Consider the following 24,939-nt stretch of genomic DNA (forward strand, 5'->3'; position numbering starts at 1 on the left):
GGGCAGGGGAGGGCCCCCTGCCCTTACAGAGCAAAAGGTTAAATGATCGAAAAAAACTGGCCATCTACATGGGAGGGACAAGTATACTTGTCTCCTTTTTTGGTTCGGCGGTATCCGCCGGGGGCAGTCATTGGAGCACAGATTGGCTCTTATGTAAATGCTCATTTCCCAAACCGCATATCTAAGAGCAGTTCTTGGGTTGCTGATCGCAGCCGTTAGCATTGCTTGTAATCGCAGCATCTATAAAATTAGCAGATAAGCATTTTCTGCGGCACTGTTACGAGGAGGACATCACACAGTTGGACTTGCCTTTATTTATCCTAATTATACTACTGGCATCTGTTTTACAAACTGCTACCGGCTTTGGCTTTGCAATAATAGCCACTCCGCTTCTTCTTTTAATCTATGAGCCATTAGAAGCTGTGCAAATCAATTTGATTTTGTCTTTAGTCATCTCTATTGCGATTGCAAACAAAATTAAAAAAGATGTAGATTTTTGCATCCTAAAACGCTTTATATTGGGCAGTGCAGTTGGCTTACCCTTTGGCATAATGTTTTTTTTGTTTTTAGATATAAATAAGTTGAAGTTGGCAGTGGCTTTAATTATTTTACTGTTAACAGCCATGCTGGTGCTCAATTTTCGCATAAAACAAACCAAAGGCAGAGACCTGTTGGTTGGAGGTTTGTCCGGTTATCTAACAAGCAGCATGGGCATGCCCGGACCACCGCTATTACTGTATTTTTCAGGAACGGATACGCTAAAAGAAAAGCTGCGCGGCACTACACTTGTTTATAATTTATTTGCCATTTCAATGAGTTTAATAATGCAATTGATTTTTGCCGGAACCAATAAAACCGTTTGGCTTTCCTGCGGTTTTGCCTTACCTTTAGTGTTATTGGGTTTGTATTTCGGGCAGCTATTATTTACCCGCATTAACCAAAAATTTTTCCGCATACTTACATATTTTATTTTGCTGTTTATCGGAGTATATTTGTTAACCGAAAGCTTAGTATGATAAAATTACACATCAAGGGAGTAAATTCTAATCTAGTGAGGGGTTTAGGTAATGGAAAATAAAATTAGAATTGGTATTGTCGGTTACGGCAACTTAGGCAAAGGAGTAAAAGCAGCTATTAAACAAAATCCGGATATGGAACTAAAGGCAATATTCAGCAGGAGGCCGGCTGCATCTCTGGGCATTACTGATAAAGATATAGCCGTACTAAATGTGGATATGGCCGAAAAATGTATTGACAAAATTGACGTAATGATTTTATGCGGTGGTTCCGCTAAAGATCTTCCTGAGCAAACTCCACACTTTGCGAAAATGTATAACATTGTAGACAGTTTTGATACCCATGCCAAAATTCCCGAGCACTTTAAAGCAGTAGACGAAGCGGCAAAAAGCGCTGGAAAAACAGCGGCTATTTCTATCGGCTGGGATCCGGGGTTGTTCTCATTGAACCGGATGCTTGCAGAAGCGATATTGCCGGAAGGAAAAGGCTATACCTTTTGGGGTCCCGGAGTCAGCCAAGGCCACTCTGATGCTATTAGAAGAGTACCGGGGGTTAAGGCCGGAATCCAGTACACTATTCCGATTGAACAAGCGCTGGAAAGAATCAGAAAAGGGGAAACACCGGATTTGACCACTAGAGAAAAACATTTGCGGGATTGTTACGTAGTGGCTGAACCGGGGGCAGATCAAAAGCAAATTGCCGAGACGATTAAATCAATGCCAAACTATTTTGCCGATTACGATACCAGGGTTACCTTTATTACCGAGGAAGAATTAAAGCAGAAACATTCAAAAATGCCCCATGGCGGCTTTGTCATCCATAGCGGCCGCACCGGTGAAAACAAAGAAAACACCCAAATTATTGAGTTTTCACTCAAACTGGACAGCAACCCGCAGTTTACCGCCAGTGTATTGGTGGCCTTTGCCCGGGCGGTATATCGCTTAAACCGTGAGGGGCACATCGGTGCCAAAACAATTTTTGATATTCCGCTGGGCTACTTGTCAAGCAAGTCTGCGGAAGAATTGCGCCGCAGTTTGCTGTAAATTAAAGTTTAATTTTACGCAACCTGGCTAAAAAACCGTTCTAAACATCATGGGATATTTTACCGGGAGGAATTTATGTCGGTTCAGGCTGTTAAAGAATTTTTTAATCAACGAAAGAAACCAGTAAAAATATTAACCTTTGAAGATACCAGTACCGTGGCCAAGGCGGCAGAATCACTGGGAGTAACTCATGGTGAAATTGCCAAGTCATTGCTTTTAAAGGTTAAAGACGAGTATATAATGATTGTGATGGCCGGGGATAAGCGTTTAGATAATCGGAAATTTAAAGATTTTTTTAAAGCCAAGGCAAAAATGCCGACAACTGATGAAGTGATGGCCGTGACCGGGCACCCCGCAGGCGGGGTATGCCCCTTTGGCTTAAAACAACCGATACCGATATATTTAGACCGTTCCTTACAGTCGTATCAACGTGTCTTTCCCGCCGCGGGGGATATAAATGCGGCAGTAGAGTTAAAAGTGGATGAACTGCAGGAAATAACTGCCGGCCAATGGATTGATGTAGCAAAAGGCCGGTAATTAACCTGATTGGAAAAGCAATTACCTAGCCACTATCAATGCAAAAAACTAATGAGGCTATTGCACAACGAACTATAAGGTTCGTAGTGCTTCGGCCTCTTTTTGTGTGGGTCAGTTCCTGTTCTAGCCTGCCAAGAAGCATTGCAGTATATTGCAACTGCGATAGAGGCTGCCAAGGCATTTACGCTACGTAAACACGCCGGCACATAAAAATAAACGAGCTCACGGTACTCGAAAAAATGTAGGGCACAGTCTTGACTGTGCCGTCGCTTATCGTAAACGGAGCGGTCAAGACTGTTTCTTACGCTTATTTACAAGCGTTTATAGATATATTTTCAAGACTATTACTGCAGGCGGTGCTATAAATGGCAGTTGGAGACAAAATCGGCACATACGGCATTTGGAAAGGCGAAAAAAGAGGCAAGTATGATATCCGCAATCGGTTAAATAACCTAACAGGCAGAGAGTGGATCAGGCTTACCGCCAGCGTTTGGGAATTTGAAGAAAACCATATTGCCGGCGTGTGCGCCAACATTGTTAAAATGTTTACCAGTAAGCTAAATAATCATGATGTGCTTGTTTGGGGCGACCGCTTTGACTTTTTTAATGATCAAACGGTAAAAAAGGCTTATGCCGAGATAGAAGAAAGCGCGCCAACTTTTAAAGTGCAAAAAACATTAGATATGCCGAGCAACTTTAATAAAAAATATCAACTGACCGTTGCGTTTTTAAACCAATCTATACTGCAAGAAGCAGCAAATTTAACTTATGCCGAACAATTGGCGGCCTATAAAAAGTGGTTAAAAAACGATGCCCAACAATTAGCCAACTGTATGTATCAGTTAACAGAGTCGGGCCGGTACTCAATTGTCATTTTAAATGAATTCAGCATTCAGGGCAGAAAACTTAACTTAGCCAATAACATTATACATTACTATTTAAAAGCGGGTTTTGAGTACAAAGGTAAAATAACCGGCTTTGACCGAAAGACATTGGCCAAACTGCCGGAAACCGTTATCTATGAGTGCGAGCAAATTATCGACATCCATACTTATATTCTGGTATTTTACCGGGGGGCAGCTAAGGCACCAAAGTTGTATCACCAAATTCATCTTCCGGACAGGCAAATTTGCAATCAAGTAAATAAGTCTACTCCCCTGAAGAGCGTTCTTTATTCTAAAACCAAGTTAGACGATATTGGTAAAAAACACCCCGCTACATACAGCTATATTGACATTCAGTATTTAATAAAAAAATTTGTGGGTGAAAACAAAAAAGCGGTGATATTTGATCCCTTTTTAGGGGTGGCATCAACAATCATTGCCGCCGAGCTAACCGGAAACATCGCTATTGGCTGTGATTTAAACAAAGAGTATATTGAATTATCCCAAATCCGGCTGCAAAATTTTAACATATTAAACTTCCGCACCGTTTATGCAAACGGCGTCATAGAGAATTATTCCAAAAACAATCATTACATTATTCAAGGAGATTCAACGGTGCGCATTCAAAGGGATGATCTGCCAAACTTTGATTACTGTGTGACCTCCCCGCCCTATCATAATATTTTGCGCAATGACGGAAAAGGCGTGCGCAATGATAACAGTCAATTTAGGCAAGGGATACAATATTATTCCGAACAGGCAAATGATTTAGGCAATCAACCGTCATTTGAACAATTTATTGCTTTATTTTCACAAGTAATGACCAATGTTTATCAAAAGTTAAACAATCACCGTTACTGCTCCATAGTAATTAGCGATTTTACCGTAGATAAAAAAGAAATGGATGTCACCGGCGAAACCATTAGAATGATGGAAAGTATCGGGTACATATATATAGGAACTATTATTCTCAACCAATCACAAAAGGTTTTATATCCCTTTGGCTATCCATATAAGTTTATTTTAAATCATGTCAATCAATATATTTTGAACTTCAAAAAAGAAGAGGTCGGAACATGATTATTCCACTGGATAAATACCGAGATCAACTAATGAAAGAAATATCTGCCGCTATTAACGGGCAGACGGCCGCCCTTTCTCAGCAGGAAAAAAATGACATGTCTTTTCGCACCACGTTGACTTTAATTTATCGCCTAATCACCGTACGCATGTTAATAGAAACTAAGAGGTTAAATATCGCCGACGATGTGGCCAAAGAAATAATTTTGGGGCAGAAAGATTTTAAAGACAGTGATTTATTAAAATTACTGCCTGTTAATGAAGTTTTGCCTGCAAACTGCCTAAAAAGCATTGATTTGCTGTATGAGCAGCTTAAAAAAATTAACGTCAACTCCATATTGCACCGCATTATCGGTGAGTTGTATCAATCCAGCCAAAACAAACAGGTGCGCAGCTCCTTGGGGCAATATTTTACGGAAAAGAAATACGTTGATTTAATATTAGAGCGCATTCCTCTCAAAGAAGACAGCAAAATATTAGAGCCTTCTATCGGCGGCGGCAGCTTTTTGGTGGAAATAATTAAGCGCATTAATAAAAACGCTAGCGCTGCTGAGAGTGAAGAATTATTTAATAAAATTACCCGAAATATATATGGCTTGGATATAGATAATTTTTGTGTGCACCTGTCTGCATTAAACATCCACTTCAGTCAAAACATGGTATCCTTAAAACCTTTAAATTTAATTAATGCTGATTTCCTTACATATCAATTTTCCGAAAAATTTGATGTAATTATCGGTAACCCACCTTATAATGCGCGACTGGATAGAAGTGTTAGAGAATTGATGAAGAAGCGCTATCCGGAAATTACCGCCTCCGGGGACGGTTCGGCAGGTACATTAAATACTGCCGCCTTATTTTTAAGGAAATCAATCGATCTGCTTAAAGCAAACGGTTGGTTAGGTTTTGTCATTCCCAATTCAATATTAAGAGTTAACGGTTACAAAAAGCTGCGCCGGTACCTTTTGCGGCATTGCACCGTTAAGTCGATTATTAATATAGGCAAAGCTTTTAAAGACGCCGGCTTAGAAATGGTAATCATCATTTTGCAGAAGAAAGCCGCCGATGATGGGCAAACGGTAGAAATTATCAGCAAGTTTACCGAAACAAAAACATGTGTTCATCATATGCGTTATGAATATTTAACCCGCTGGGATATTTTCCCGATTTATATTAATGATTCACTGGGGCAAATTGCCACCCAAATAGAAAAAGAAACCGTTCCCTTGGGCGAGCTGTGTACCATGCCCAGAGGCTTGGGGTTAAGTTCAAAATCAAGCCTTTTGTCTAACAATCCTTTTGATTTACAAAGGGGAAACATCCCGGTGTTGAGAGGGCAGGATATCGGACAGTATATCATCCATCCGCCGGAGTTGTCAGTCAATGAGGAGCAAAAAGCTGCTCTTTTTAATAGCAAATTACCGTTATATCAAAGTTCAAAGATCTTGGTGCAAAACGTTGCCAAAAGAGTGGTGGCTGCTTATGATCACACCGGTTACTGTGTGCTGGATACCATTAACATGCTGATTTTGCAGCCGCAGTATGGCAATAAATTCAGTTATTATTATTTGTTGGCTATTTTAAACTCCGAGCTGATTAACTTTTATTTTCAAAATACCATTAATAACCGCTCTAAACTCACCATTCATATGGATAAACCGTATTTAGGAAGAATACCGATTAAAGTACCGCCAGATCAAACCGTTTATATTAAAAAGGTAAAACGGTTATTACAACTTCATCAACGGTTAAACGATTATCATCCGCGGCAAATCTTGTTTGAGAGTTTTAACAACGCTGCGGAATTGCAGCAAACAATTGCGGCATATACAGCGATCAGAGAAGAAATTAAAAAACAAATTAACAAAGAAAACAAAGAGCTAAACCAATTCATTTATCAACTTTATCAGATAACCAGAAAGCAGCAAGCAGAAATTAAGGCTAATTTAGGAACCAATCCGATTCGGGAATTCAGCTTCATTACCCAGTTTAAAAGCTTAATTAAACAATACGGCCAATACCTGGACAGAGAAAAGTTAGCAGTAATTAACAAAACCATTAATAAATAAGTTCAGAGCATTTTTGCTAAAATTAATAATAAATGGCAACTATTTACTTAAATAACTGACTGTAGTAAAATTATAAATAAACAAAATTGCCCAATAATTCAGAATAATCTATAGGAGTGAAATAAATGGCCGTTAATCATATACCAAAAGCAATTGCCAAAAGACTGCCTTTATATCGGCAGAGTTTGTCAAGGCTTAGGGAAGACGGTAAAACTTCGGTATCTTCTAAAGAGTTAAGCGAATTAATGGGTATTGAAGCTACAATGATAAGAAAGGATTTAGCATTTTTTGGTGAGCTGGGAAAACGAGGTGTAGGTTATAATGTTGAACTGCTTTACCGCACGATTGGGCGAGTGATGAATTTAGAGCAGCATTGGGAGGTAGTACTTGTCGGTAGCGGAAAAATGGCATCGGCCTTAGTAGAGCACTATACTATATACGGGCAAAATTTTCGCATTGTTGGGGTATTTGCTCCGGAACCGGAAGAAGGCAGTGCTGTAGAACACTTGCCGATAAAACCGCTGTCGGAGTTAAAAAAGTTTGTTCATGATCATGACATTAAATTAGGCATACTGGCCACCCCGCTTGCAGAAACGCAAAAAGCTGCGGATGCCTTGGTGGATGCAGGCATTAAAGCCATTTTAAGTTTTGCGCCTGTAGATGTAAAAGTACCGTTAGAAGTTAAAATTTCAAACAACGTATTAAATGTGGAAATACAAATGCTAACCTGTTATTTAGACAGTAATTAAAAACCAAAATATTAATAAAACAGGTGGGATATACCCACCCGTTACTCACCGACAATTCCCTTTTGTATTGCTTTATTAACATCGATAACCAAGTCATAAAATTTTTGGGTTTTATCATACCACTCTTTAATCTTGGGGTTTGCCATTGCCTTTTCTTCGGCGGCTTTTAATTGGGCGTGGTTCTTTTCGGTTAAAGGATGCCCCAATTTTTCCATGCGATCATAAGAATTTTTTAGTTCTTGAAATTCTTTAACCAGCTTTATGGCTTCCGGGTCCTCTCCTAATTTAGCTTGGGCTTCTTCTTTTTCAATAAATTCTTTTGTTTCTGCCAAAGCTGTACCTATTTCTTGAGCCAGTTTCTTAATATAATCAATATCCGTTGACAAAATTTTCACCTCCGACACTTTATTTTCTACAAAAGCAAGCCGGTTCCTACTTGATTTTATAACATTAACACTAAAAACGCCAATTTAACAGAGCAATATAAATAATTTATAAAACTTAACATTTGAATTTGATGAAACTTAGTGATAATATTTTACTTAGGTCGGGGAAAGGTAAGTATTTTCTGAAAAAGTATTTTTCATGAGCAGGAATAATTAAAGAGATAACGAATATTGCTTATACAAAAGTGAGTTTGTGGGTTATTTTTATGTTATAATTTATAGTTAGTTGATTAATTATTAGTAAATGCTTTAAACTTGGTGCCGGTTTGCGTAAATAAGGGGCTAATCCCATTTAAGGGATGATTAGTTAATAAATTAAAAAATTATTAAAGGAGGTCTTGTTACATGTACATGGTATCCATTAACGCTGACCTGTGCGAAGGTTGCGGCGAATGCGTAGATGCTTGTCCGGCTGCTATTTTAGAAATGGTTGACGGCAAAGCAGTTGTAACCGGCAACGAAACCGATTGCATGGGTTGCGAAACCTGCGTAGTCACCTGTCCAAATGGCGCTCCGACTGTTACAGAACTGTAATCATACCTGTAAAAAACATTTTTAACTTCAAGGCAGGTGATGTCAGATTATCGGGCGTCGCCTGCTGCATTTAAAATAATCGGGGATACCCCAAGGAGGTGTGCCTGTGTCCTTCTTTATAGTTCAAATATTACCGTATATTACTATATTAACATTTGTAATTGGAATTTTTTATCGTCTTGGCAGATGGGCAAGTGCTAGAATTGTCCACAACATCGTTTTAACACCTGCCCCGGCAACCGTCGGTGGTGCTGCGGTAAACTATGCCGCTGAAGTTGCACTGTTCCGCAGCCTATGGAAAGGCGATAAGAGTCTGTGGGCCGGTGCATGGATTATGCACTTTGCATTGCTGAATATTCTCGGTGGTCACATTGTCGGTTTTGCTTTCCTGGGTGAGCAATTTAAGTATATTGGAACCTCACCTGAACTTAGCAGGCATTTATCCGAACTGTTAGGTACTTCTTTTGGGTTAATAATTTGGGTTTGTCTGCTTTACTTGCTGTACAGACGGATAGCAATTGAACAGGTAAAATTGGTTTCATATCCGGCAGATTATCTCCACTTGATTCTGCTGCTTTCAATTGTTACCTTAGGAAATATTATGCGTTTGTTCCCGGAATTCAGCACTGACTATGAAGTTGCGCAAACCTATGTTGTTCAACTGGCCACATTCCAGGCAGTGGACATGTCACAGATCAACGTTATCTTTGTTTTACACCTGTTGTTTGTACAGATACTGCTGATGGTTTTCCCGTTTAGTAAACTGCTGCACTCTGTGGGCATGTTTGCTGAACGCTGGATTATTAACCGTCCGTATCGCGAGCCTGCTCCCGGACTTCCGGGTGCTAAAGTACCGGTTGCTACCGACGCCGCCAGTGTATCCGGCGGAGAAACTGTTTCGGGGGGGGTGTAGTGCATGTCAGAAGCTAGTAATCCGCATCAATACCAATCTCCTTACAAAGCACCAAACATGGCAACCGTTAAGGAGATGCGTGATATTTATATAGATCCTGTTCCAGATGATCGCAAGGTTGAAGAGGCATTAAAGCACTTAAAGCATCTGGTGGAAAAGTTTCGTCCGCTGATGTTGGCCATGGAAAGTTGCACACGTTGTGGTCACTGTGCGGAAAACTGTCACACCTATTTGGGTACCCGCGATCCGAACAATATTCCTACTATGCGTGCGGACTTATTCCGTAAAGCCTGGAAAGCCGCTGCCACTTTGGAAGGAAAATTGTTTGGCAGTATGGTGGGTGCTGAGCCGTTAACCTTGGATACCATTTACAAAATGTACTCCTACTTTTATCAATGCAATGAGTGTCGCCGTTGTGCATTGGTTTGCCCGTTCGGTATTGACACCTGTGAAGTAACTTTTGCCGGCCGTCAATTGTTGCACTGGCTGGGTATGGTGCCTAAACTTCAGGCAAATACCGGTGCGGCTATGTACAAAACCGGTAACCACACGGCAATGCCAAAGCCTGGCTTGGTAGACACTTGCGAGTTTTTGGAAGAAGAAATGCTGGAAGATACGGGAGTAGAAATTAAAATCCCTATTGACAAACCTAACTCTGATGTCTTGTATATTCCGTCTTCCGCTGACTTTATGCTTAACCCGAATACCATGATGGGTGCGGCCAAGTTCTTCCATTATTTAGATGTTAACTGGACTATAAGCAGTGAAATTGCCGAGGCCGGTAACTTTGGTTTGCTGTTTGACCAACGCTATACTTTGCGCCACAACATTATGCGTCTGCTAAATGAAGCTGTTAAGCTGGGCGTGAAGAAAATTGTTTGGGGCGAATGCGGTCATGGTTGGCGTGCAGGTAAATTGTATACACCTAGCATGGCGGACCGCCCAATTCCGGTGCCGATTATCCACATACACGATGAAGTTGCCTACTATATTCGCACAGGTCAATTAGAACTCCATCCGGAGGCTAACAACCATCCGACAACTTTACACGATCCCTGTAACTTTGGTCGGGCTTGTAACCTCAGTGAGACACTGCGTGAAGTCCTAAGACCGTGCGTTGAAGATTTCAGAGAAATGACACCGAACCGTGAACGTAACTTCTGCTGCGGCGGTGGTTCCGCTATTCTGTATGATGATCCGGTTATGTATGATCTGCGCATTAAGTTTTCAGCTAAAAAAGCTGAACAAGTGCGGGCAACAAAAGTAGGCGAACACGGCGACGGTTACTTGGTTGCACCTTGCTCAATTTGTAAAGCCCAGCTATATCCGATGGTAGAAGAGCATGAATTGGGCGTAGAAGTTAAAGGTTTAATTGATTTGGTTGGTACCGCCTTATATCCGCCAATAAATAAGTAAATGGGACTAGCGTATTTGGATAAAATATATTAAAATAATAAAAGCATTCTATTTATGCTAGTATGCAGGTGTGCCTATAAACGTGTACCCTGCGGAAATAAAAATTATGGAGGTGTCCGCTGAATGCCTTTTATCGAGGTTGATGGGCAACAAATTGAAATTGATGAGGACGGTTTTCTTGTAAACACCGACCAATGGTCCGAAGCTTGCGCTCACTATTTTGCAAAGCAAGAAGGTATCGAGGAGCTGACCGAGGATCACTGGAAAGTAATTAACTATCTGCGTGATTACTTCTTCCAGTTCGGTATTGCTCCGATGATCCGTAAACTTTGCAAGGAGACTGGCTTTAGCCTCAAGCAGATTTACCAGTTGTTCCCAACCGGTCCTGCTAAAGGCGCTTGCAAAATTGCTGGTCTGCCCAAGCCTACCGGCTGCGTATAATACCGGCGAAAAAACCGTTCACCCTCACCAATTTGGTGAGGGTGAACTTTTCTACAGCCTTGGTGGCAACGGCTTCCATACTTTTGCCCGTAAAGGCGGGGTTCAGCCCTGCCCGTTCTTTGTCAGGATGCCAAGGCATTTGACTATGTAAACAATTAGCCGGCAAATTCAAAGGGCATTGCTAACGGAGGATTAGTGCCAGTTTCGCATAAGGTTAAACAACCGTCTTGGTGAGCCAGCTTCAGACCGTATCACAGCATTAATTTAACAGAAAGGCAGGAGAGGGTATGAAAGAATTTAAAAATGTACCGAGATTGTTAATTGCGGCCCCGCAAGGCCGATCCGGTAAAACAACAATCACTGTAGGATTATTAGCTGCCCTTACTGCTCGCGGTCTTAAAGTACAACCTTTTAAAAAAGGCCCTGACTTTATAGATCCAAGCTGGCTAACCAGGGTGGCTGGTAGAACTTGCCGTAATTTAGATAGTTATTTAATGAGTGAAGAAGCAATCCAGGCGTCCTTTGTCACCCATAGTCAGGGCGCTGATATAAGCATTATTGAGGGTGCAATGGGACTATATGACGGGGTAGATTTAGAGGGCAGCGGCAGCGCGGCGCAAATTGCTAAGATAACAAAAACACCGGTTATTTTGGTATTAAACTGTACCAGAATGACTCGCAGTGCTGCAGCAATGGTATTGGGTTTCAAAATGTTTGATCCCGATATCAACCTCGCCGGTGTGATTTTAAACAACGTTGCCCGCAGCCGTCATATTAATATTCTGACTTCAGCGATAGAAAAATATTGTGGGGTACCGGTATTAGGTGCCATGCCCAAAGGAACACAGTACACTATCCCCGACAGACACTTGGGGTTGGTGCCCGCCGGTGAAGATGAATCACTGCATCAAGCATTAAAACGTTTAGCGGAGGCGGCCGAGCAACATCTGAATTTAGACCGGCTGTTGGCGTTGGCTAAAGATGCTCCCGTTCTTGATGTCGGACCGGGGGTGCCGCCTGCACTGCCAACAATTAAACGGCCGCAAGACCTTAAAACCTACTCCCAACGCCCGGTAGTGGGAGTAATTATGGATCGCTCATTTTCATTTTACTATCCGGAAAACTTGGAAGCATTAGCAGATGCCGGTGCAGAATTGGTAGCCATTGATGCCCTTAATGACTCTAAACTGCCCGATATAGACGCGCTCTTTATTGGCGGCGGATTTCCGGAAATAATGGCTGCGCAATTAGAAAAAAATGCATCTATTCGTGCCCAAATTAAAACCGCTATAGAAGAAGGCTTGCCGGTTTATGCAGAATGCGGCGGCTTGATATATCTGGGGCGTACCGTCAATTGGAATAATCAAGTGCACCAAATGGTCGGTGCCCTGCCCTTCGATGTCGAACTGACTAAAAAGCCCCAGGGTCACGGTTATATGGAAGTGGAAGTTTGCGGAGATAATCCCTACTTTGCCCAAGGGATGAAGATAACCGGGCATGAGTTTCATCACTCTAAAGTAGTTAATTTAGAACAAGATAAAGTTAATTTTGCCTACCGAGTAAAACGGGGATGGGGTATAGACGGTCAGTGGGATGGTTTGGTTTATAAAAACGTGCTGGCAACATACAACCATCTACATGCCCTGGCTGTACCTGCATGGGCGGAAGGCATAATAAAACAAGCTAAAAAGTATAAGGCAGCAAAAACTAATACCGCGGTAGTTTAACCGCGGTATTTTTTTGTTTATCCGTCAAAGATTTTTACTGCATAAAATACACCCCACAAAAGACAAAATAAGTTAAGAAAATGATGATGGGGTGAGAGTATATGCTTGACTTTTTTAAAACAAAATGGAAACCGCTGGTGGGTATCGTGGCAATAATTGTACTGTTGGTTGGGGTATCAGTAAAGTTAAACGACGCCGACGCGCAAAACAAAGTCTTATACTGGGGTGTTCAAGGGGAAGATGTCATTAAAGTACAAACCAAACTTAAACAATGGGGCTATTATGACGGCCCGATAGACGGAAATTACGGAGCAGATACCTTTGCCGCGGTTAAGAAGTTTCAGGCTAAAAATGGCCTTAACCCCGACGGGGTAGTTGGCAGACAAACTTGGGCGGCCTTAGGCTACACTATGGCCGAAGGGCAGGGCAACCAAAATACTGTCGATAAAAGAGAAACGGCGCGAAGTGATACTGTGTCCCGAAGCAATGTCAATCGCGGTGACTTGTGGCTGCTGGCTAAGGTGGTGATGGGGGAAGCGGCGGATGAACCGTATATCGGTAAAGTGGCGGTAGCCGCCGTATTGCTAAACCGAGTGGAAAGCCCTGAATTTCCCAATACCTTAGCGGGGGTAGTTTACCAACCGATGGCCTTTGAATCAGTAAGCAACGGTCAGTATAACCGCGAAGTAAGTGAGGAGGCTTTGCGGGCGGCTCAGGATGCAATGAATGGTTGGGACCCGACCGGCGGTGCACTGTTCTTTTGGAATCCCTACAAACCGGTATCTCAATGGATTTGGTCAAGAACTATTGTTACCCAAATTGGCAACCACGTATTTGCAATATAAAGGAGGATACAAATGAAGAAGCGATGGGGTGCTGCAGCACTATTCGGCTTGGCCTTACTGATGGCTGTGGGATTTTGGGGTTACCGCCAGTACCAGCTCAAAGAGGATTTAGAAGTGTTTCTGAACAACAAATACCAAATGGCCTTCTTTAATCTCAATACCCACGTACAGAACCTAGAAACCGCGTTAGCTAAAGCATTGACAGCTACCGGTGACGGAGAAGATGTTGCTATCTTTTCTGAAATATGGTTAAGAGCAGACGCGGCACAGGCAGACCTGAACCAATTGCCGATATCGGCGGCATTAACCGAAAGAACATCTAAGTTTCTTTCCCAAACCGGCGACTATGCCTACACCATTTCCAGAGACATCATGGATCAACAAAAGCTAAGCGAAGAGCATTGGAATACCCTTAGACGTTTGTATCAACAAGCGGCAGATTTGAATAAAGAATTAACCGCGATACAAGAAAACCTGGTAGACGGTAAACTTACCTTATCTGAACTGCGAGCCGGCGGTAAAAATCAACTTGATAAAGAGCAAAGTGGCGAAGGCAGTTTTGAGTCCGTTAACAGGAGTATGCAGACATACCCTACCCTGATATATGATGGGCCCTTTTCTGACCATCTGGCAAAAAGAGAGCCTCAAGGGTTAAAGGGTGGCAATATAACTTCAGAGCAAGCCCGTGATATTGCCATGAAGTTTGTAGATAAAGAGGGAGATAATTACACCGCCCGTGTCGTCGGTAAAAACAAAGGGCGTATTAAAGCTTATACAGTGGAATTACTGCCGCGCAATAACCAAGACGCCAACAAAGCAAGATATACCTGTGATGTCAGCATTAAAGGGGGTCAGGTAGTTTGGTATCTCGGTAACAGAGAAATTGGCAAAGCTAAACTAACGGTAGATCAAGCAATTGATAAGGCGCAGGCATTTCTGAAAGAAAAAGGCTTTAAGAATATGACCCACACTTATTATAGTAAGCATGGCAATTTGCTTACCGTTCAATTTGTGGCCAAAGAAAATGATATATACATTTACCCCGATCAAATAAAATGCGCAGTAGCGTTAGATGACGGCAGAGTGCTTGCCTTTGAGGCAACACAGTACTTAATGGCTAATAAAAAACGCGATATTCCTCAACCTAAAATAAGCCAAGAGGAAGCTAAGAAAAAAGTAAATGAACACATGGAGATACAGTCAGTAAGATTGGCGGTAATTCCCTTGGCAAACTATGAAGAAGTACTTGCCTGGGAATTTACCGGTCAAATCGAAGGCAATACTCATTTGATCTACATCAACGCGGAAACAGGTAAAAAAGAAAAAGTTTTAATGCTGGTAGATACACCAAACGGCAAACTGATCATGTAATGACAAAAATTTTTATTTACCCCTTGGCAGGATTCAGCATATGCCTTAGAGAATAAGTTACACTTAAGGAGCAGGGTGGCAGAACGGAAGGGGGTTTTACCGGCATTAATTTTACTAAAAATAAAAAAGCAGTACGGGAGGACGGTCAGGGTGAATGAAGTGCATTATAGAGCCACTTTTTAGGTCTAAGCATTGTCAAAGGGCTGTTTAGAAATACATTATGCAACGTTAAATTATACGCAATATAACTCTTTCAGCAAATAACATGACCAGGCCTCGCACATTCGGCACTGGTCTTTTTGTTTTGTTGCGGACAAACCATACTAAGCTAGAAGGAAATTATCAGCGAGGGAGAGGGGATCTTAATGATTTGGGATATTGAACATGAAACGATGGACAGAAAACGCCTGCAAGAGCTTCAACTGTCCAGACTGCAGCAAACTTTGCACAATGTCTATCAGAACGTACCTTTTTACCGTCAAAAATTTGATCAATACGGAGTTAAACCTGAAGATTGCAAAACGCTAAAAGATATTACCCGTTTTCCCTTTACCGAGAAAGACGATTTACGAAAAAATTATCCGTTTAACATGTTTGCAGTACCCAGAAAAAAGATTGTGCGCATTCATGCTTCATCAGGCACCACCGGTACGCCTACAGTGGTGGGCTACACCAAGAACGACATTAATACTTGGGCCGAACTGGTAGCTCGTATGGTGACAATGGTTGGCGTGACCGATGAAGACACCGCCCAAGTTTGTTTCGGCTACGGCCTTTTTACCGGTGCTTTTGGCTTACATTACGGTTTAGAGCGGGTAGGGGCAATGGTAGTACCTACTTCTACCGGAAATACCGAGCGGCAGGTTAGGCTGATGAAAGATTTTGGTACCACTGCCATTATCAGCACCCCTTCTTACGCCATGCATATTGCTGAAACTGCAAAATCTATGGGGATTGACCCGGCAGAACTAAAAGTTAAAGTAGGTTTGTTTGGCTCAGAGGTTTGGAGCGAAAGTATGAGGGAAGAACTGGAAAAGACTTGGAAGCTTAAAGCCACCGATAATTATGGGTTAAGTGAAATTATCGGCCCGGGGGTGGCCGGTGAATGCTTGGAAACTTGCGGTATGCACATTGCCGAAGATCATTTCTTAGTGGAAGTAATTGATCCGGAAACCGGAGAGCCGCTAGATTATGGGCAGGAAGGAGAGCTGGTTATTACCACCCTGACCAAGGAAGCTTTGCCGATGATTCGTTATCGCACCAAAGATCTTACCGTTTTAAATCCGGAGCCCTGCAAATGTGGACGAACAACCACCCGTATGCGTAAAGTTACCGGGCGCACCGACGATATGCTGATTATTTCAGGGGTTAATGTATTCCCCTCACAAATTGAGAGCGTGCTGCTGGAAATAGACGGCATAGCTCCCCACTACCAAATTATTATTACCAAAAAAGGTTACTTGGATGCTTTGGAAGTACAGGTTGAACCCACAGAAAGCGCATTTACCGGTAGCTATAGAGATTTAGAAAAGCTAGAAGCAACTGTGAGAAATAGGCTGAGCAGTGTCCTGTCTCTCCGGGCAAAAGTTAAATTACTCGAGCCCGGTTCGCTGGAGCGTTTTGTTGGCAAAGCCAAACGAGTAATTGACAAAAGAAAACTCTAAAAACTAACAAACTAACAACTACCAAACTATAAATGCAGGTTTTTATATCCTAGAAGTAGAACTAAATAAAATAACTGCAATAGCAGACGGAGGTGTATTTCTTGAAAGAGTTAATGTCCGGTAACGAGGCCATTGCCCGCGGAGCATACGAAGCCGGCGTGAAAGTGGGTGTAGGCTATCCCGGAACGCCCAGTACTGAAATACTGGAAAACTTCGTAAAATATCCTGACATCTACGCGGAATGGGCACCAAATGAAAAAGTGGCATTAGAAGTCGGTGCCGGGGCATCTATAGCCGGTGCCCGAGTAATAATAACCATGAAACACGTAGGGGTTAATGTAGCGGCAGACCCGTTATTTACCCTTTCCTATACAGGCGTAAACGGAGGTTTGATCCTGCTGTCGGCAGACGATCCCAGTTTACACAGCTCACAAAACGAGCAGGATAACCGTTATTATGCCTTAAGTGCCAAAATACCTTGCCTGGAACCGTCAAACAGCCAGGAAGCAAAAGATATGGTAGCTAAAGCACTGGAAATAAGTGAACAATTTGATACACCGGTGATGCTGCGCACTACCACCAGAGTCAGTCATTCCCAATCAATGGTTGAACTTGGCGAGCGACAAGAAATTGCCTTAAAAGAGTATCGTAAAAACCCTAAAAAATATGTGGCCGTGCCCGCACATGCCAAAATGCGCCGCATTGAGGTAGAAAAAAGAATGCAGCGGCTGTTAGATTACAGCAACAACTGCGATTTAAACCAAATAACCTGGGCTGATAAAGAAGTGGGGGTAATAACCAGCGGAATTAGCTATCATTATGTGAAGGAAGTGCTGCCGCAGGCATCAGTACTAAAATTGGGTCTGACTAACCCGCTGCCTGTAGATTTAATAAAACAGTTTGCCTCGCAAGTTAATCAACTGTTTGTTGTTGAAGAACTGGAGCCTTTCCTGGAAAGCCAAATTAAAGCAATGGGCATTAAGGTTGTGGGCAAAGAAATTATTCCTAATATGGGCGAATTAAACCCGGATATTGTTGCCCAGGCATTTAAAAAAATAGGCATCAAAGTGGCGGATAGGTACCAAGCGGATTCTGTCCCCCTGTTGGATGAAAGCGCCCCTGAACTGCCCGGACGCCCCCCGGTATTATGTGCTGGCTGTCCTCACCGTGCTTCATTTTACGTGCTAAGCAAACTTAAGCTTACCGTAACCGGTGACATCGGCTGTTACACCCTAGGTGCACAACCCCCGCTGTCAGCAATGGACACCTGTATCTGTATGGGTGCAAGTATCGGTATGGCACACGGTATGGAGCTGGCCAACCCGGACACGCGCGGAAAAACCGTTGCTGTTATCGGTGATTCTACCTTCCTCCATTCCGGTATCACCGGGTTGATGGATATAGTGTATAATGGCGGCAGTTCTACCGTGATTATTTTAGACAACCGCATCACGGCAATGACCGGTCATCAGGACAACCCGGCTACCGGGAAAACATTAATGGGTAAGCCGGCCCCGGCAGTAGACTTGGCAGCTTTGGTGAAAGCAATCGGTGTCAAGCGGGTGCAGGTAGTTGACCCGGTAGAAATTGAACGGTTTGAACAAACGATAAAAGAAGAAATAAATGCCCCCGAACCGTCAGTGATCATCGCCCGCCGTCCTTGCGCTTTACTAAATAAAGAAGTTAAACAAGCGGTAGAAGTAGATCAAGATAAATGTATCGGCTGCAAACTATGCCTCCGCTTAGGCTGCCCAGCCATCTCATACGACGGAAAGACAGTAGCAATTGACGCTATTCAATGCACCGGCTGTGGTTTATGTGCAGCGGTATGTAAACAAGCTGCGATTGACAAAGGGGGTCAGAAATAATCATGCTTAAACCTATTGACATTATGCTGGTGGGTGTGGGCGGTCAAGGAACTATCTTAGCGACTAAGGTACTGTCTGCAGCCGCTGCCGCTATCGGCTATGACATTAAGGTATCAGAAATTAAAGGCATGGCCCAACGCGGCGGCAGTGTTGTCACCCAAGTGCGGCTGGCTCATGAGGTACAGTCGCCTTTAATTCCCGTTGGCGGGGCAGATGTAATTTTGTCCTTTGAAAAACTGGAGGCCTTGCGCTCTTTGGACTATCTTAAACCCGACGGCACGTTGATTATAAACAACCAATCAATTGAACCGGTACCGGTATTAACCGGTGCTGCTGCATACCCGGATAACGTGCTTGATTACATTAAGAGCAAAGTGCCCAAAACAAAGGTAATAGATGCACTGAATATAGCAATACAGTGCGGTAATGCCCGTACCGCAAACGTTGTTTTATTGGGTGTGTTGGCCAAACACATGCCGATTGAAAAACGGGTCTGGGAAGAAGCTTTGTTGGCTAAAGTACCGCAGAAGTTTCGCAATGTGAATATTTTGGCTTTTAATCAAGGATTTAACAGCTAAAGAGTTATAGCTAACAAAATAAATAAACAAATATCAAAAAAACCTAAGTTAGAATTAAGAAAATTCAAACGTATACAGATTTTACATCAATATATGCTTGGTTTGCCAGTTGACAGAATGATGTGATTAATGATAAACTTTGAACATGCAGGCCTGTCAGCTGACAAAGACATGCTTAAATTATGAATCACTTTATGTTAGTCAATCAATTAAGTAGTACGCTGTGTCTGACAACCCATAATAAGAAAGCATGGCAGACGAGTTATTACAAAATAAAGTGATTAACTCGTCATGCCTATGTTTTTAAAGGGTTGTGGACTTTAGCAATATATATCAATAATGGTGGATGGCTCAAAGCTATCCCCGTCGAAAAAAATTGGAGGTGAGCTTAATGGCAGAATCCAAGACTCCTCTCTTGGATCAACTGGAAAGTGGACCATGGCCAAGCTTCGTAGCAGAAATCAAAAGGATGGCTCCTGAAAAGCCCGCCGCCAAAGACCTTCTCGGACAACTAGAAGTATCTTATGAAGAAAAGAGGGGGCACTGGAAACACGGCGGTATCGTCGGTGTTATGGGTTACGGTGGTGGTGTAATCGGCCGTTACAGTGACATGCCGGAAAGATTCCCCAACGTAGCTGAGTTCCACACCGTACGTTTGAATCAGCCCAGCGGTTGGTTCTACAACACTGAAACACTGCGCAAGATTTGTGACATTTGGGATAAGTATGGCAGTGGTCTGACAAACATGCACGGTTCTACCGGTGACATCGTACTGTTAGGAACCGTAACAGAAAATCTGCAGCCTGCATTTAATGAGTTCAGTTCAAACGGTTTCGACCTTGGTGGTTCAGGTTCTGACTTGCGTACTCCTAGCTGCTGCTGCGGTCAAGCTCGTTGTGAGTTTGCTTGCTTCGATACCATGGCTCTGTGCCATGATTTAACCATGACATACCAAGATGAATTACACCGTCCGATGTGGCCGTACAAGTTTAAAATTAAGATTTCCGGCTGCCCGAACGACTGTGTAGCAGCAATTGCACGTTCTGACTTCGCTATAATCGGTACCTGGAGAGACGACATCCGCATCGACCAGGAAGCAGTACGCGAATACGTTAAGAACGGTTTGGATATTCAAGATCTGGTTATCGACCGTTGCCCAACCGGCTGCATTAGCTGGGATGGTAACGAGCTGACCATTGACAACAAAGAATGCACTCGCTGCATGCACTGCATCAACAAGATGCCTAAAGCTCTGCGCCCCGGTGAGGACAAAGGCGCCAGCATCTTGATTGGTGGTAAAGCTACCATTCTGCAGTCTGCATTCTTAGGTTGGGTAATTGTACCGTTCGTTAAGGTTGAAGAGCCATACGAAGAAATTAAAGACCTACTGGAAAAGATTTGGGAATGGTGGGACGAGCACGGTAAGGTTCGTGAGCGTATAGGTGAAACCATCTGCCGTTTAGGTATGCGTAACTTCTTACGCGCAGTTGAACTGGAACCCATTCCGCAAATGGTATTCCGTCCACGTGCAAACCCATACTTCTTCTGGTGGCCTGAAGAGGTTAAATAACCGCCTATTAATTCGGTTGGTTAAGTAAAAAATATTTAAATTTTACCGTATGGGAGAGGTGAAGAAGATGGCAGAAACCAAGTTTGAACCACAAACTGATATTGGACCACCGCATTATGGGGAAATGCTTCCGCCAATTATTAAGGAAAACTATGGTAAGTGGAAGTATCACGAAATCCTGAAGCCCGGCGTGCTGGTTCACGTATCTGAGAGCGGAGCAGAATTATACACTGTGCGGGCTGGCTCACCAAGATTGATCAGCATTTACTTTATTCGTGATATTTGTGACCTGGCTGATAAGTATTGCGATGGCTACTTGAGATTTACCAGCCGTCACAATATCGAGTTCTTGCTTACCAATAAAGACAATATCGATCCTCTGATTGCCGAACTGAAAGAAAAAGGCATACCTGTTGGTGGTACCGGTAACTCTATCTCCAACATGGTACACACCCAAGGTTGGGTACACTGCCATACACCGGCAACCGATGCCTCCGGTATTGTTAAGTCAGTAATGGATGAGCTGTTTGAATACTTTACCACTATGAAGCTGCCTGCTAAGCTGAGAATCTCCTTAGCTTGCTGCTTGAACATGTGTGGTGCAGTTCACTGTTCGGACATCGCTATTCTCGGTATTCACAGAAAAGTTCCTACCGTTAACCACGACACCATTAAGAGCTCCTGTGAAATTCCGACTGTAATTGCCAGCTGCCCGACTGCAGCTATTCGTCCGAACCCGAAACTGAAGTCAGTTACCATCGTAGAAGAACGCTGCATGTACTGTGGTAACTGCTACACCATGTGTCCGTCAATTCAAATCATTAACCCTGACAACGACGCTGTTTCCATCTGGGTTGGCGGTAAAGTATCAAACGCTCGTTCGGCGCCGATGTTCTCACGTCTGGCTATTCCGTATCTGCCCAACAATCCTCCGCGTTGGCCGGAAGTTGTTGAAGCAGTTAAGCATCTGGTTGAAGTTTATGCAGCCAATGCTAAGCAAGGCGAAAGAATGGGCGAGTGGATTGAACGTATCGGCTGGGAGAAATTCTTTGAAATTTCTGGCCTCAAGTTCACTGACAAGCATATTGACGACTTCAACCTGGCAGTAACCACCTTCCGTTCCACCACCCAATTCAAGTGGTAGAATAGAAAGGTTGTATGGTAGGGCAAACTACCAAATAAAAATAACCACATAATTGTGGTAGATAAACAGGTGGTGAATGTTCCGTGGAAGACTTGAAAGCCAAAATCTTAGAATACCTTGGTACTGTAAGCAAGGCTAAAACCAAGGAAATAGCCGAAAAGATTGGCGCTAAAAAGCGCGAGGTAGACAAAGCCTGCGGTGAGCTGGCTAAAGAAGGCAAAGTAGAGTATCTCTACATCGGAACTTCTTTTGTTACCCTCGCCGGTAAAGACCATACACCAAAAGGCTAAAAAAGGATATGAAAAGAGCAGGTTTTATACCTGCTCTTTTTTCTTGCCTTTTTAAAACAAAGGCTCCCCGGCTGACCCGCCAAGAAACTTTGCGTCGGTGCCCGATGGGTAAACACACTTTCCTTAAAAGCGCCAAGGCCATTTGACCTTTGCAAACGATTAGCCGGCAAATTCAAAGAGCGACGCCGCCGGCAGTAAACAACATGCGTTTGCAGGTACCGGCAATAATTACCTCCCCGCCTTCTCATAAAAATTTAAATTTATCCCCTTAATTAAAAAGGTAAAGTAATTATAATGTCGAATGTTAGCATTATTAAGTTTTGATTAAAAAACCTTAACATACAAGTGAAAAAAATAATAATCATTTGCTTATTACTTGGGAAAAAAGAAAGGGGCGGGTTGTCATGGGCAAAGAAGTTTTAGTAACCGTTAAAAGCACCTTGAATCATGAGTGGGGCGATACCGATAACATGGAATTTATTACCCTCGGCAGCATGTTTTTCAAAAACAATTCTATTTACTTAATGTACAATGAGTCAGAAATATCAGGAATGGAAGGAACAACCACTACCCTGAAAGCGGAACCCAAAAGAGTGACCTTAAACCGCATGGGTATGGCCGAGTTAAAACATGTTTTTGAAGAAGGCATCCATAATGAAGCCAATTACATTACTCCTTACGGAACAATGATTTCTAAAGTATTACCCTCCAAGGTTGAGGTAGACTTGACAGAGATTGGCGGAAGTATTAATCTAGAGTATGAGTTACTATTAGGCGAAAAGAAAGTTAGCTTTAACGAGCTATCTATTACCGTTGAGGAGGTCTAACACTTTCTAATGAGCGGTATTGTGGAACAAATACGGCATAAGCTGGCGGAAGCCTTAGACCGGGCCGTAAAGAAAGCAATTAATAACGGAGAACTCCCGTCTTTAACCACTCCTGAATTCGTAGTTGAAGTGCCAAAAGAAAAAGGACATGGAGACTTTGCTACTAATTTAGCTATGATGCTGGCTAAACCGGCAAGAAATGCTCCGCGTAAACTAGCTGAAATCATCGTCAATAATCTCGATCTGGCTGGGGTGTCGGTAGAAAGAGTAGAAATAGCCGGTCCCGGCTTTATTAATTTTTACCTTGATCCAAATTGGATATATCAAGCTTTGCCGCAAATTGTTGAACAGGCAGAGCATTACGGCCGCTTAGATCTGGGTGAAGGCAAAAAAGTGCAGGTAGAGTTTGTCAGTGCCAATCCTACCGGATTGCTGCACATGGGCAACGCCCGAGGGGCGGCATTGGGTGATAGCATTGCTTCCATTCTTGAATTTGCCGGTTATGATGTCCAGCGCGAATACTACATTAATGATGCCGGCAATCAAATAGATAATTTTGGCAAATCACTGGAAGCCCGCTATTTGCAGCAGCTCGGCCAAGATGTACCACTGCCTGAAGAAGGTTATCACGGTGAAGATTTAATTGACACCGTTAAAAACTTTATTGCTCAGCACCAAGATACCTATCTGACAGCTGATCCCGCCCTTCGTCGGGAAAAACTGGTGGAATTTGCCTTAAACGAAAAATTAACCAATATTAAAAACAGCCTATTGGATTTTGGCGTAGTTTATGATGTTTGGTTTTCTGAAAAGTCACTGCATGATTCCGGTGCAGTGGAAGAAACTATAAATGAACTGCGCGAAAAAGGCTACATATATGAAAAAGAAAATGCACTCTGGTTTAAAGCCAGCGAGTTTGGCGACGAAAAAGATGAAGTAGTAGTGCGCTCCAACGGTGTTCCAACCTACTTTGCTGCAGATATTGCTTACCATAAAAATAAATTTGAACGTGGTTTTGACAAAGTGATTAATATTTGGGGCGCCGATCATCATGGCCACGTTAACCGCATGAAAGGGGCAGTGGAAGCATTAGGCTATTCCCGAGATGCCTTGGAAGTTGTGTTAATGCAGCTGGTGCGTCTCTTGCGTGGCGGAGAAATTGTGCGCATGTCTAAGCGTACCGGTCAGTTTGTAACGCTGTCCGAGTTAATCGATGAAGTAGGCAAAGATGCTGCGCGCTACTTTTTTGTTATGCGCAGTCCGGACAGTCACTTAGAATTTGATCTTGATCTGGCTAAATCTCAAACTAACGATAACCCGGTATTTTATATTCAATATGCCCATGCGAGAATATGCAGCATTTTCCGCCAGCTGGCAGAGCGCGGCGGACAACTGCCTTCCATATCCGATGTGGACTTAACATTACTTAAAGAAGAAGAAGAAAAAGAATTAGTGCGCAAATTGGCCGATTTTCCGGTTGAAGTATCTATGGCTGCCCAAATGTTGGCGCCTCATCGCATTGCCCGCTATCTGCACGAGTTGGCCGGCTTATTTCACAGTTTCTACAACAGCAACCGGGTAATTGTTGAAGACAAAAAACTTTCCGATGCCCGCTTGATACTGGTAGACTGTACCAGAACAGTGCTGCGCAACGGTTTAAGATTAATCGGTGTATCTGCACCGGAACGGATGTAAAAATAACGGAGATGTAGATAGATATGTTTGAAGAGTTTAAACAAATTATAATAGCTTTGCTGACCGGAATGGCGGTAGGTGTGATATTTGCCAAGCTTAAATTGCCGACGCCGGCTCCGGCTAACTTGGCAGGGGTAATGGGCATTGTTGGTATATTCCTCGGATACCTGTTGGCGTCAAAAATTGGATGGGGCCGCTGATCTCTAATTTTTCTTGACACCCTTTAAGGCA

Annotated in this window: 23 protein-coding genes; 22 read left to right on the forward strand and 1 reads right to left on the reverse strand. The window is 42.9% G+C overall.

The window, feature by feature from the left end; translation table 11 throughout:
• Window positions 1-299 precede the first annotated feature (299 nt).
• The 6 genes from ACZ5NG_RS11445 to ACZ5NG_RS11470 all read left to right on the forward strand — a co-directional run bounded on the left by ACZ5NG_RS11445 (window position 300) and on the right by ACZ5NG_RS11470 (window position 7,379).
• Window positions 300-1,016, forward strand: coding sequence for a sulfite exporter TauE/SafE family protein (locus tag ACZ5NG_RS11445; protein WP_464251906.1), 717 nt, complete (start codon window positions 300-302; stop codon window positions 1,014-1,016).
• Between the two features lie 51 nt (window positions 1,017-1,067).
• Window positions 1,068-2,060: a diaminopimelate dehydrogenase gene (locus ACZ5NG_RS11450; RefSeq protein WP_464251907.1), complete on the forward strand. Its 993-nt coding sequence runs from the start codon at window positions 1,068-1,070 to the stop codon at window positions 2,058-2,060.
• A 75-nt stretch (window positions 2,061-2,135) separates the two neighbouring features.
• Window positions 2,136-2,597, forward strand: coding sequence for a YbaK/EbsC family protein (locus ACZ5NG_RS11455; RefSeq protein WP_464251908.1), 462 nt, complete (start codon window positions 2,136-2,138; stop codon window positions 2,595-2,597).
• Between the two features lie 365 nt (window positions 2,598-2,962).
• Window positions 2,963-4,561 (forward strand): DNA methyltransferase, encoded by a 1,599-nt coding sequence (locus ACZ5NG_RS11460; protein ID WP_464251909.1) that lies wholly within the window; start codon window positions 2,963-2,965, stop codon window positions 4,559-4,561.
• Entirely contained in the window at window positions 4,558-6,630 is a 2,073-nt protein-coding gene (locus ACZ5NG_RS11465) for an N-6 DNA methylase (protein ID WP_464251910.1), read from the forward strand. The genes ACZ5NG_RS11460 and ACZ5NG_RS11465 overlap by 4 nt, the downstream gene beginning before the upstream one ends.
• 125 nt (window positions 6,631-6,755) lie before the next feature.
• Window positions 6,756-7,379 carry a redox-sensing transcriptional repressor Rex gene (locus ACZ5NG_RS11470; protein WP_464251911.1) on the forward strand — a complete coding sequence of 208 codons (624 nt, stop codon included), beginning with the start codon at window positions 6,756-6,758 and terminating at the stop codon, window positions 7,377-7,379.
• A gap of 41 nt (window positions 7,380-7,420) precedes the next feature.
• Here the strand turns inward: ACZ5NG_RS11470 and ACZ5NG_RS11475 are convergent, their stop codons facing one another.
• On the reverse strand, window positions 7,421-7,765 hold the full coding sequence (locus tag ACZ5NG_RS11475; protein ID WP_464251912.1) for a YlbF/YmcA family competence regulator: 345 nt from the start codon (window positions 7,763-7,765) through the stop codon (window positions 7,421-7,423).
• A 405-nt stretch (window positions 7,766-8,170) separates the two neighbouring features.
• On the opposite strand from ACZ5NG_RS11475, the gene ACZ5NG_RS11480 reads away from it, so the two are divergent.
• From ACZ5NG_RS11480 to ACZ5NG_RS11555, 16 genes are all read left to right on the forward strand, one after another.
• The gene (locus ACZ5NG_RS11480) at window positions 8,171-8,359 is read left to right on the forward strand and encodes a 4Fe-4S binding protein (RefSeq protein ID WP_464251913.1); all 189 of its coding nucleotides are present in this window, start codon (window positions 8,171-8,173) and stop codon (window positions 8,357-8,359) included.
• A gap of 106 nt (window positions 8,360-8,465) precedes the next feature.
• Window positions 8,466-9,272 (forward strand): respiratory nitrate reductase subunit gamma, encoded by an 807-nt coding sequence (locus tag ACZ5NG_RS11485; RefSeq protein WP_464251914.1) that lies wholly within the window; start codon window positions 8,466-8,468, stop codon window positions 9,270-9,272.
• A gap of 3 nt (window positions 9,273-9,275) precedes the next feature.
• Window positions 9,276-10,688, forward strand: coding sequence for a (Fe-S)-binding protein (locus ACZ5NG_RS11490; RefSeq protein ID WP_464251915.1), 1,413 nt, complete (start codon window positions 9,276-9,278; stop codon window positions 10,686-10,688).
• A gap of 123 nt (window positions 10,689-10,811) precedes the next feature.
• Window positions 10,812-11,129 (forward strand): TusE/DsrC/DsvC family sulfur relay protein, encoded by a 318-nt coding sequence (locus tag ACZ5NG_RS11495; RefSeq protein WP_464251916.1) that lies wholly within the window; start codon window positions 10,812-10,814, stop codon window positions 11,127-11,129.
• Window positions 11,130-11,416: 287 nt separating this feature from the next.
• Entirely contained in the window at window positions 11,417-12,856 is a 1,440-nt protein-coding gene (locus ACZ5NG_RS11500; RefSeq protein WP_464251917.1) for a cobyrinate a,c-diamide synthase, read from the forward strand.
• Window positions 12,857-12,957: 101 nt separating this feature from the next.
• On the forward strand, window positions 12,958-13,701 hold the full coding sequence (gene sleB, locus ACZ5NG_RS11505) for a spore cortex-lytic enzyme (RefSeq protein ID WP_464251918.1): 744 nt from the start codon (window positions 12,958-12,960) through the stop codon (window positions 13,699-13,701).
• 12 nt (window positions 13,702-13,713) lie between these two features.
• Entirely contained in the window at window positions 13,714-15,072 is a 1,359-nt protein-coding gene (gene ypeB / locus ACZ5NG_RS11510; RefSeq protein WP_464251919.1) for a germination protein YpeB, read from the forward strand.
• 365 nt (window positions 15,073-15,437) lie between these two features.
• Window positions 15,438-16,736 carry a phenylacetate--CoA ligase family protein gene (locus ACZ5NG_RS11515; RefSeq protein ID WP_464251920.1) on the forward strand — a complete coding sequence of 433 codons (1,299 nt, stop codon included), beginning with the start codon at window positions 15,438-15,440 and terminating at the stop codon, window positions 16,734-16,736.
• Between the two features lie 101 nt (window positions 16,737-16,837).
• Window positions 16,838-18,604 carry an indolepyruvate ferredoxin oxidoreductase subunit alpha gene (gene iorA, locus ACZ5NG_RS11520; RefSeq protein ID WP_464251921.1) on the forward strand — a complete coding sequence of 589 codons (1,767 nt, stop codon included), beginning with the start codon at window positions 16,838-16,840 and terminating at the stop codon, window positions 18,602-18,604.
• A gap of 2 nt (window positions 18,605-18,606) precedes the next feature.
• Entirely contained in the window at window positions 18,607-19,182 is a 576-nt protein-coding gene (locus ACZ5NG_RS11525; RefSeq protein ID WP_464251922.1) for an indolepyruvate oxidoreductase subunit beta, read from the forward strand.
• A 391-nt stretch (window positions 19,183-19,573) separates the two neighbouring features.
• Window positions 19,574-20,752 carry a dissimilatory-type sulfite reductase subunit alpha gene (gene dsrA / locus ACZ5NG_RS11530; RefSeq protein WP_464251923.1) on the forward strand — a complete coding sequence of 393 codons (1,179 nt, stop codon included), beginning with the start codon at window positions 19,574-19,576 and terminating at the stop codon, window positions 20,750-20,752.
• A 67-nt stretch (window positions 20,753-20,819) separates the two neighbouring features.
• Complete coding sequence (dsrB, locus tag ACZ5NG_RS11535; protein WP_464251924.1) at window positions 20,820-21,896, forward strand: dissimilatory-type sulfite reductase subunit beta; 1,077 nt, start codon at window positions 20,820-20,822, stop codon at window positions 21,894-21,896.
• 83 nt (window positions 21,897-21,979) lie between these two features.
• Window positions 21,980-22,186 (forward strand): hypothetical protein, encoded by a 207-nt coding sequence (locus ACZ5NG_RS11540; protein ID WP_464251925.1) that lies wholly within the window; start codon window positions 21,980-21,982, stop codon window positions 22,184-22,186.
• Between the two features lie 404 nt (window positions 22,187-22,590).
• Window positions 22,591-23,013 carry a YwiB family protein gene (locus tag ACZ5NG_RS11545; RefSeq protein WP_464251926.1) on the forward strand — a complete coding sequence of 141 codons (423 nt, stop codon included), beginning with the start codon at window positions 22,591-22,593 and terminating at the stop codon, window positions 23,011-23,013.
• A 9-nt stretch (window positions 23,014-23,022) separates the two neighbouring features.
• The gene (gene argS / locus ACZ5NG_RS11550) at window positions 23,023-24,708 is read left to right on the forward strand and encodes an arginine--tRNA ligase (protein WP_464251927.1); all 1,686 of its coding nucleotides are present in this window, start codon (window positions 23,023-23,025) and stop codon (window positions 24,706-24,708) included.
• Window positions 24,709-24,731: 23 nt separating this feature from the next.
• The gene (locus tag ACZ5NG_RS11555; protein ID WP_464251928.1) at window positions 24,732-24,908 is read left to right on the forward strand and encodes a XapX domain-containing protein; all 177 of its coding nucleotides are present in this window, start codon (window positions 24,732-24,734) and stop codon (window positions 24,906-24,908) included.
• The last annotated feature ends 31 nt before the right edge of the window (window positions 24,909-24,939 follow it).

It is taken from the genome of Desulfovectis peckii, from assembly GCF_055391705.1.

Coding starts and splice junctions, on each gene's coding strand:
- ACZ5NG_RS11450 (WP_464251907.1), top strand. CDS start 1,068: ATGGAAAATAAAATTAGAATTGGTATTGTCGGTTACGGCAACTTAGGC.
- ACZ5NG_RS11455 (WP_464251908.1), top strand. CDS start 2,136: ATGTCGGTTCAGGCTGTTAAAGAATTTTTTAATCAACGAAAGAAACCA.
- ACZ5NG_RS11460 (WP_464251909.1), top strand. CDS start 2,963: ATGGCAGTTGGAGACAAAATCGGCACATACGGCATTTGGAAAGGCGAA.
- ACZ5NG_RS11465 (WP_464251910.1), top strand. CDS start 4,558: ATGATTATTCCACTGGATAAATACCGAGATCAACTAATGAAAGAAATA.
- ACZ5NG_RS11470 (WP_464251911.1), top strand. CDS start 6,756: ATGGCCGTTAATCATATACCAAAAGCAATTGCCAAAAGACTGCCTTTA.
- ACZ5NG_RS11480 (WP_464251913.1), top strand. CDS start 8,171: ATGTACATGGTATCCATTAACGCTGACCTGTGCGAAGGTTGCGGCGAA.
- ACZ5NG_RS11490 (WP_464251915.1), top strand. CDS start 9,276: ATGTCAGAAGCTAGTAATCCGCATCAATACCAATCTCCTTACAAAGCA.
- ACZ5NG_RS11495 (WP_464251916.1), top strand. CDS start 10,812: ATGCCTTTTATCGAGGTTGATGGGCAACAAATTGAAATTGATGAGGAC.
- ACZ5NG_RS11500 (WP_464251917.1), top strand. CDS start 11,417: ATGAAAGAATTTAAAAATGTACCGAGATTGTTAATTGCGGCCCCGCAA.
- sleB (WP_464251918.1), top strand. CDS start 12,958: ATGCTTGACTTTTTTAAAACAAAATGGAAACCGCTGGTGGGTATCGTG.
- ypeB (WP_464251919.1), top strand. CDS start 13,714: ATGAAGAAGCGATGGGGTGCTGCAGCACTATTCGGCTTGGCCTTACTG.
- ACZ5NG_RS11515 (WP_464251920.1), top strand. CDS start 15,438: ATGATTTGGGATATTGAACATGAAACGATGGACAGAAAACGCCTGCAA.
- ACZ5NG_RS11525 (WP_464251922.1), top strand. CDS start 18,607: ATGCTTAAACCTATTGACATTATGCTGGTGGGTGTGGGCGGTCAAGGA.
- dsrA (WP_464251923.1), top strand. CDS start 19,574: ATGGCAGAATCCAAGACTCCTCTCTTGGATCAACTGGAAAGTGGACCA.
- dsrB (WP_464251924.1), top strand. CDS start 20,820: ATGGCAGAAACCAAGTTTGAACCACAAACTGATATTGGACCACCGCAT.
- ACZ5NG_RS11545 (WP_464251926.1), top strand. CDS start 22,591: ATGGGCAAAGAAGTTTTAGTAACCGTTAAAAGCACCTTGAATCATGAG.
- argS (WP_464251927.1), top strand. CDS start 23,023: ATGAGCGGTATTGTGGAACAAATACGGCATAAGCTGGCGGAAGCCTTA.
- ACZ5NG_RS11555 (WP_464251928.1), top strand. CDS start 24,732: ATGTTTGAAGAGTTTAAACAAATTATAATAGCTTTGCTGACCGGAATG.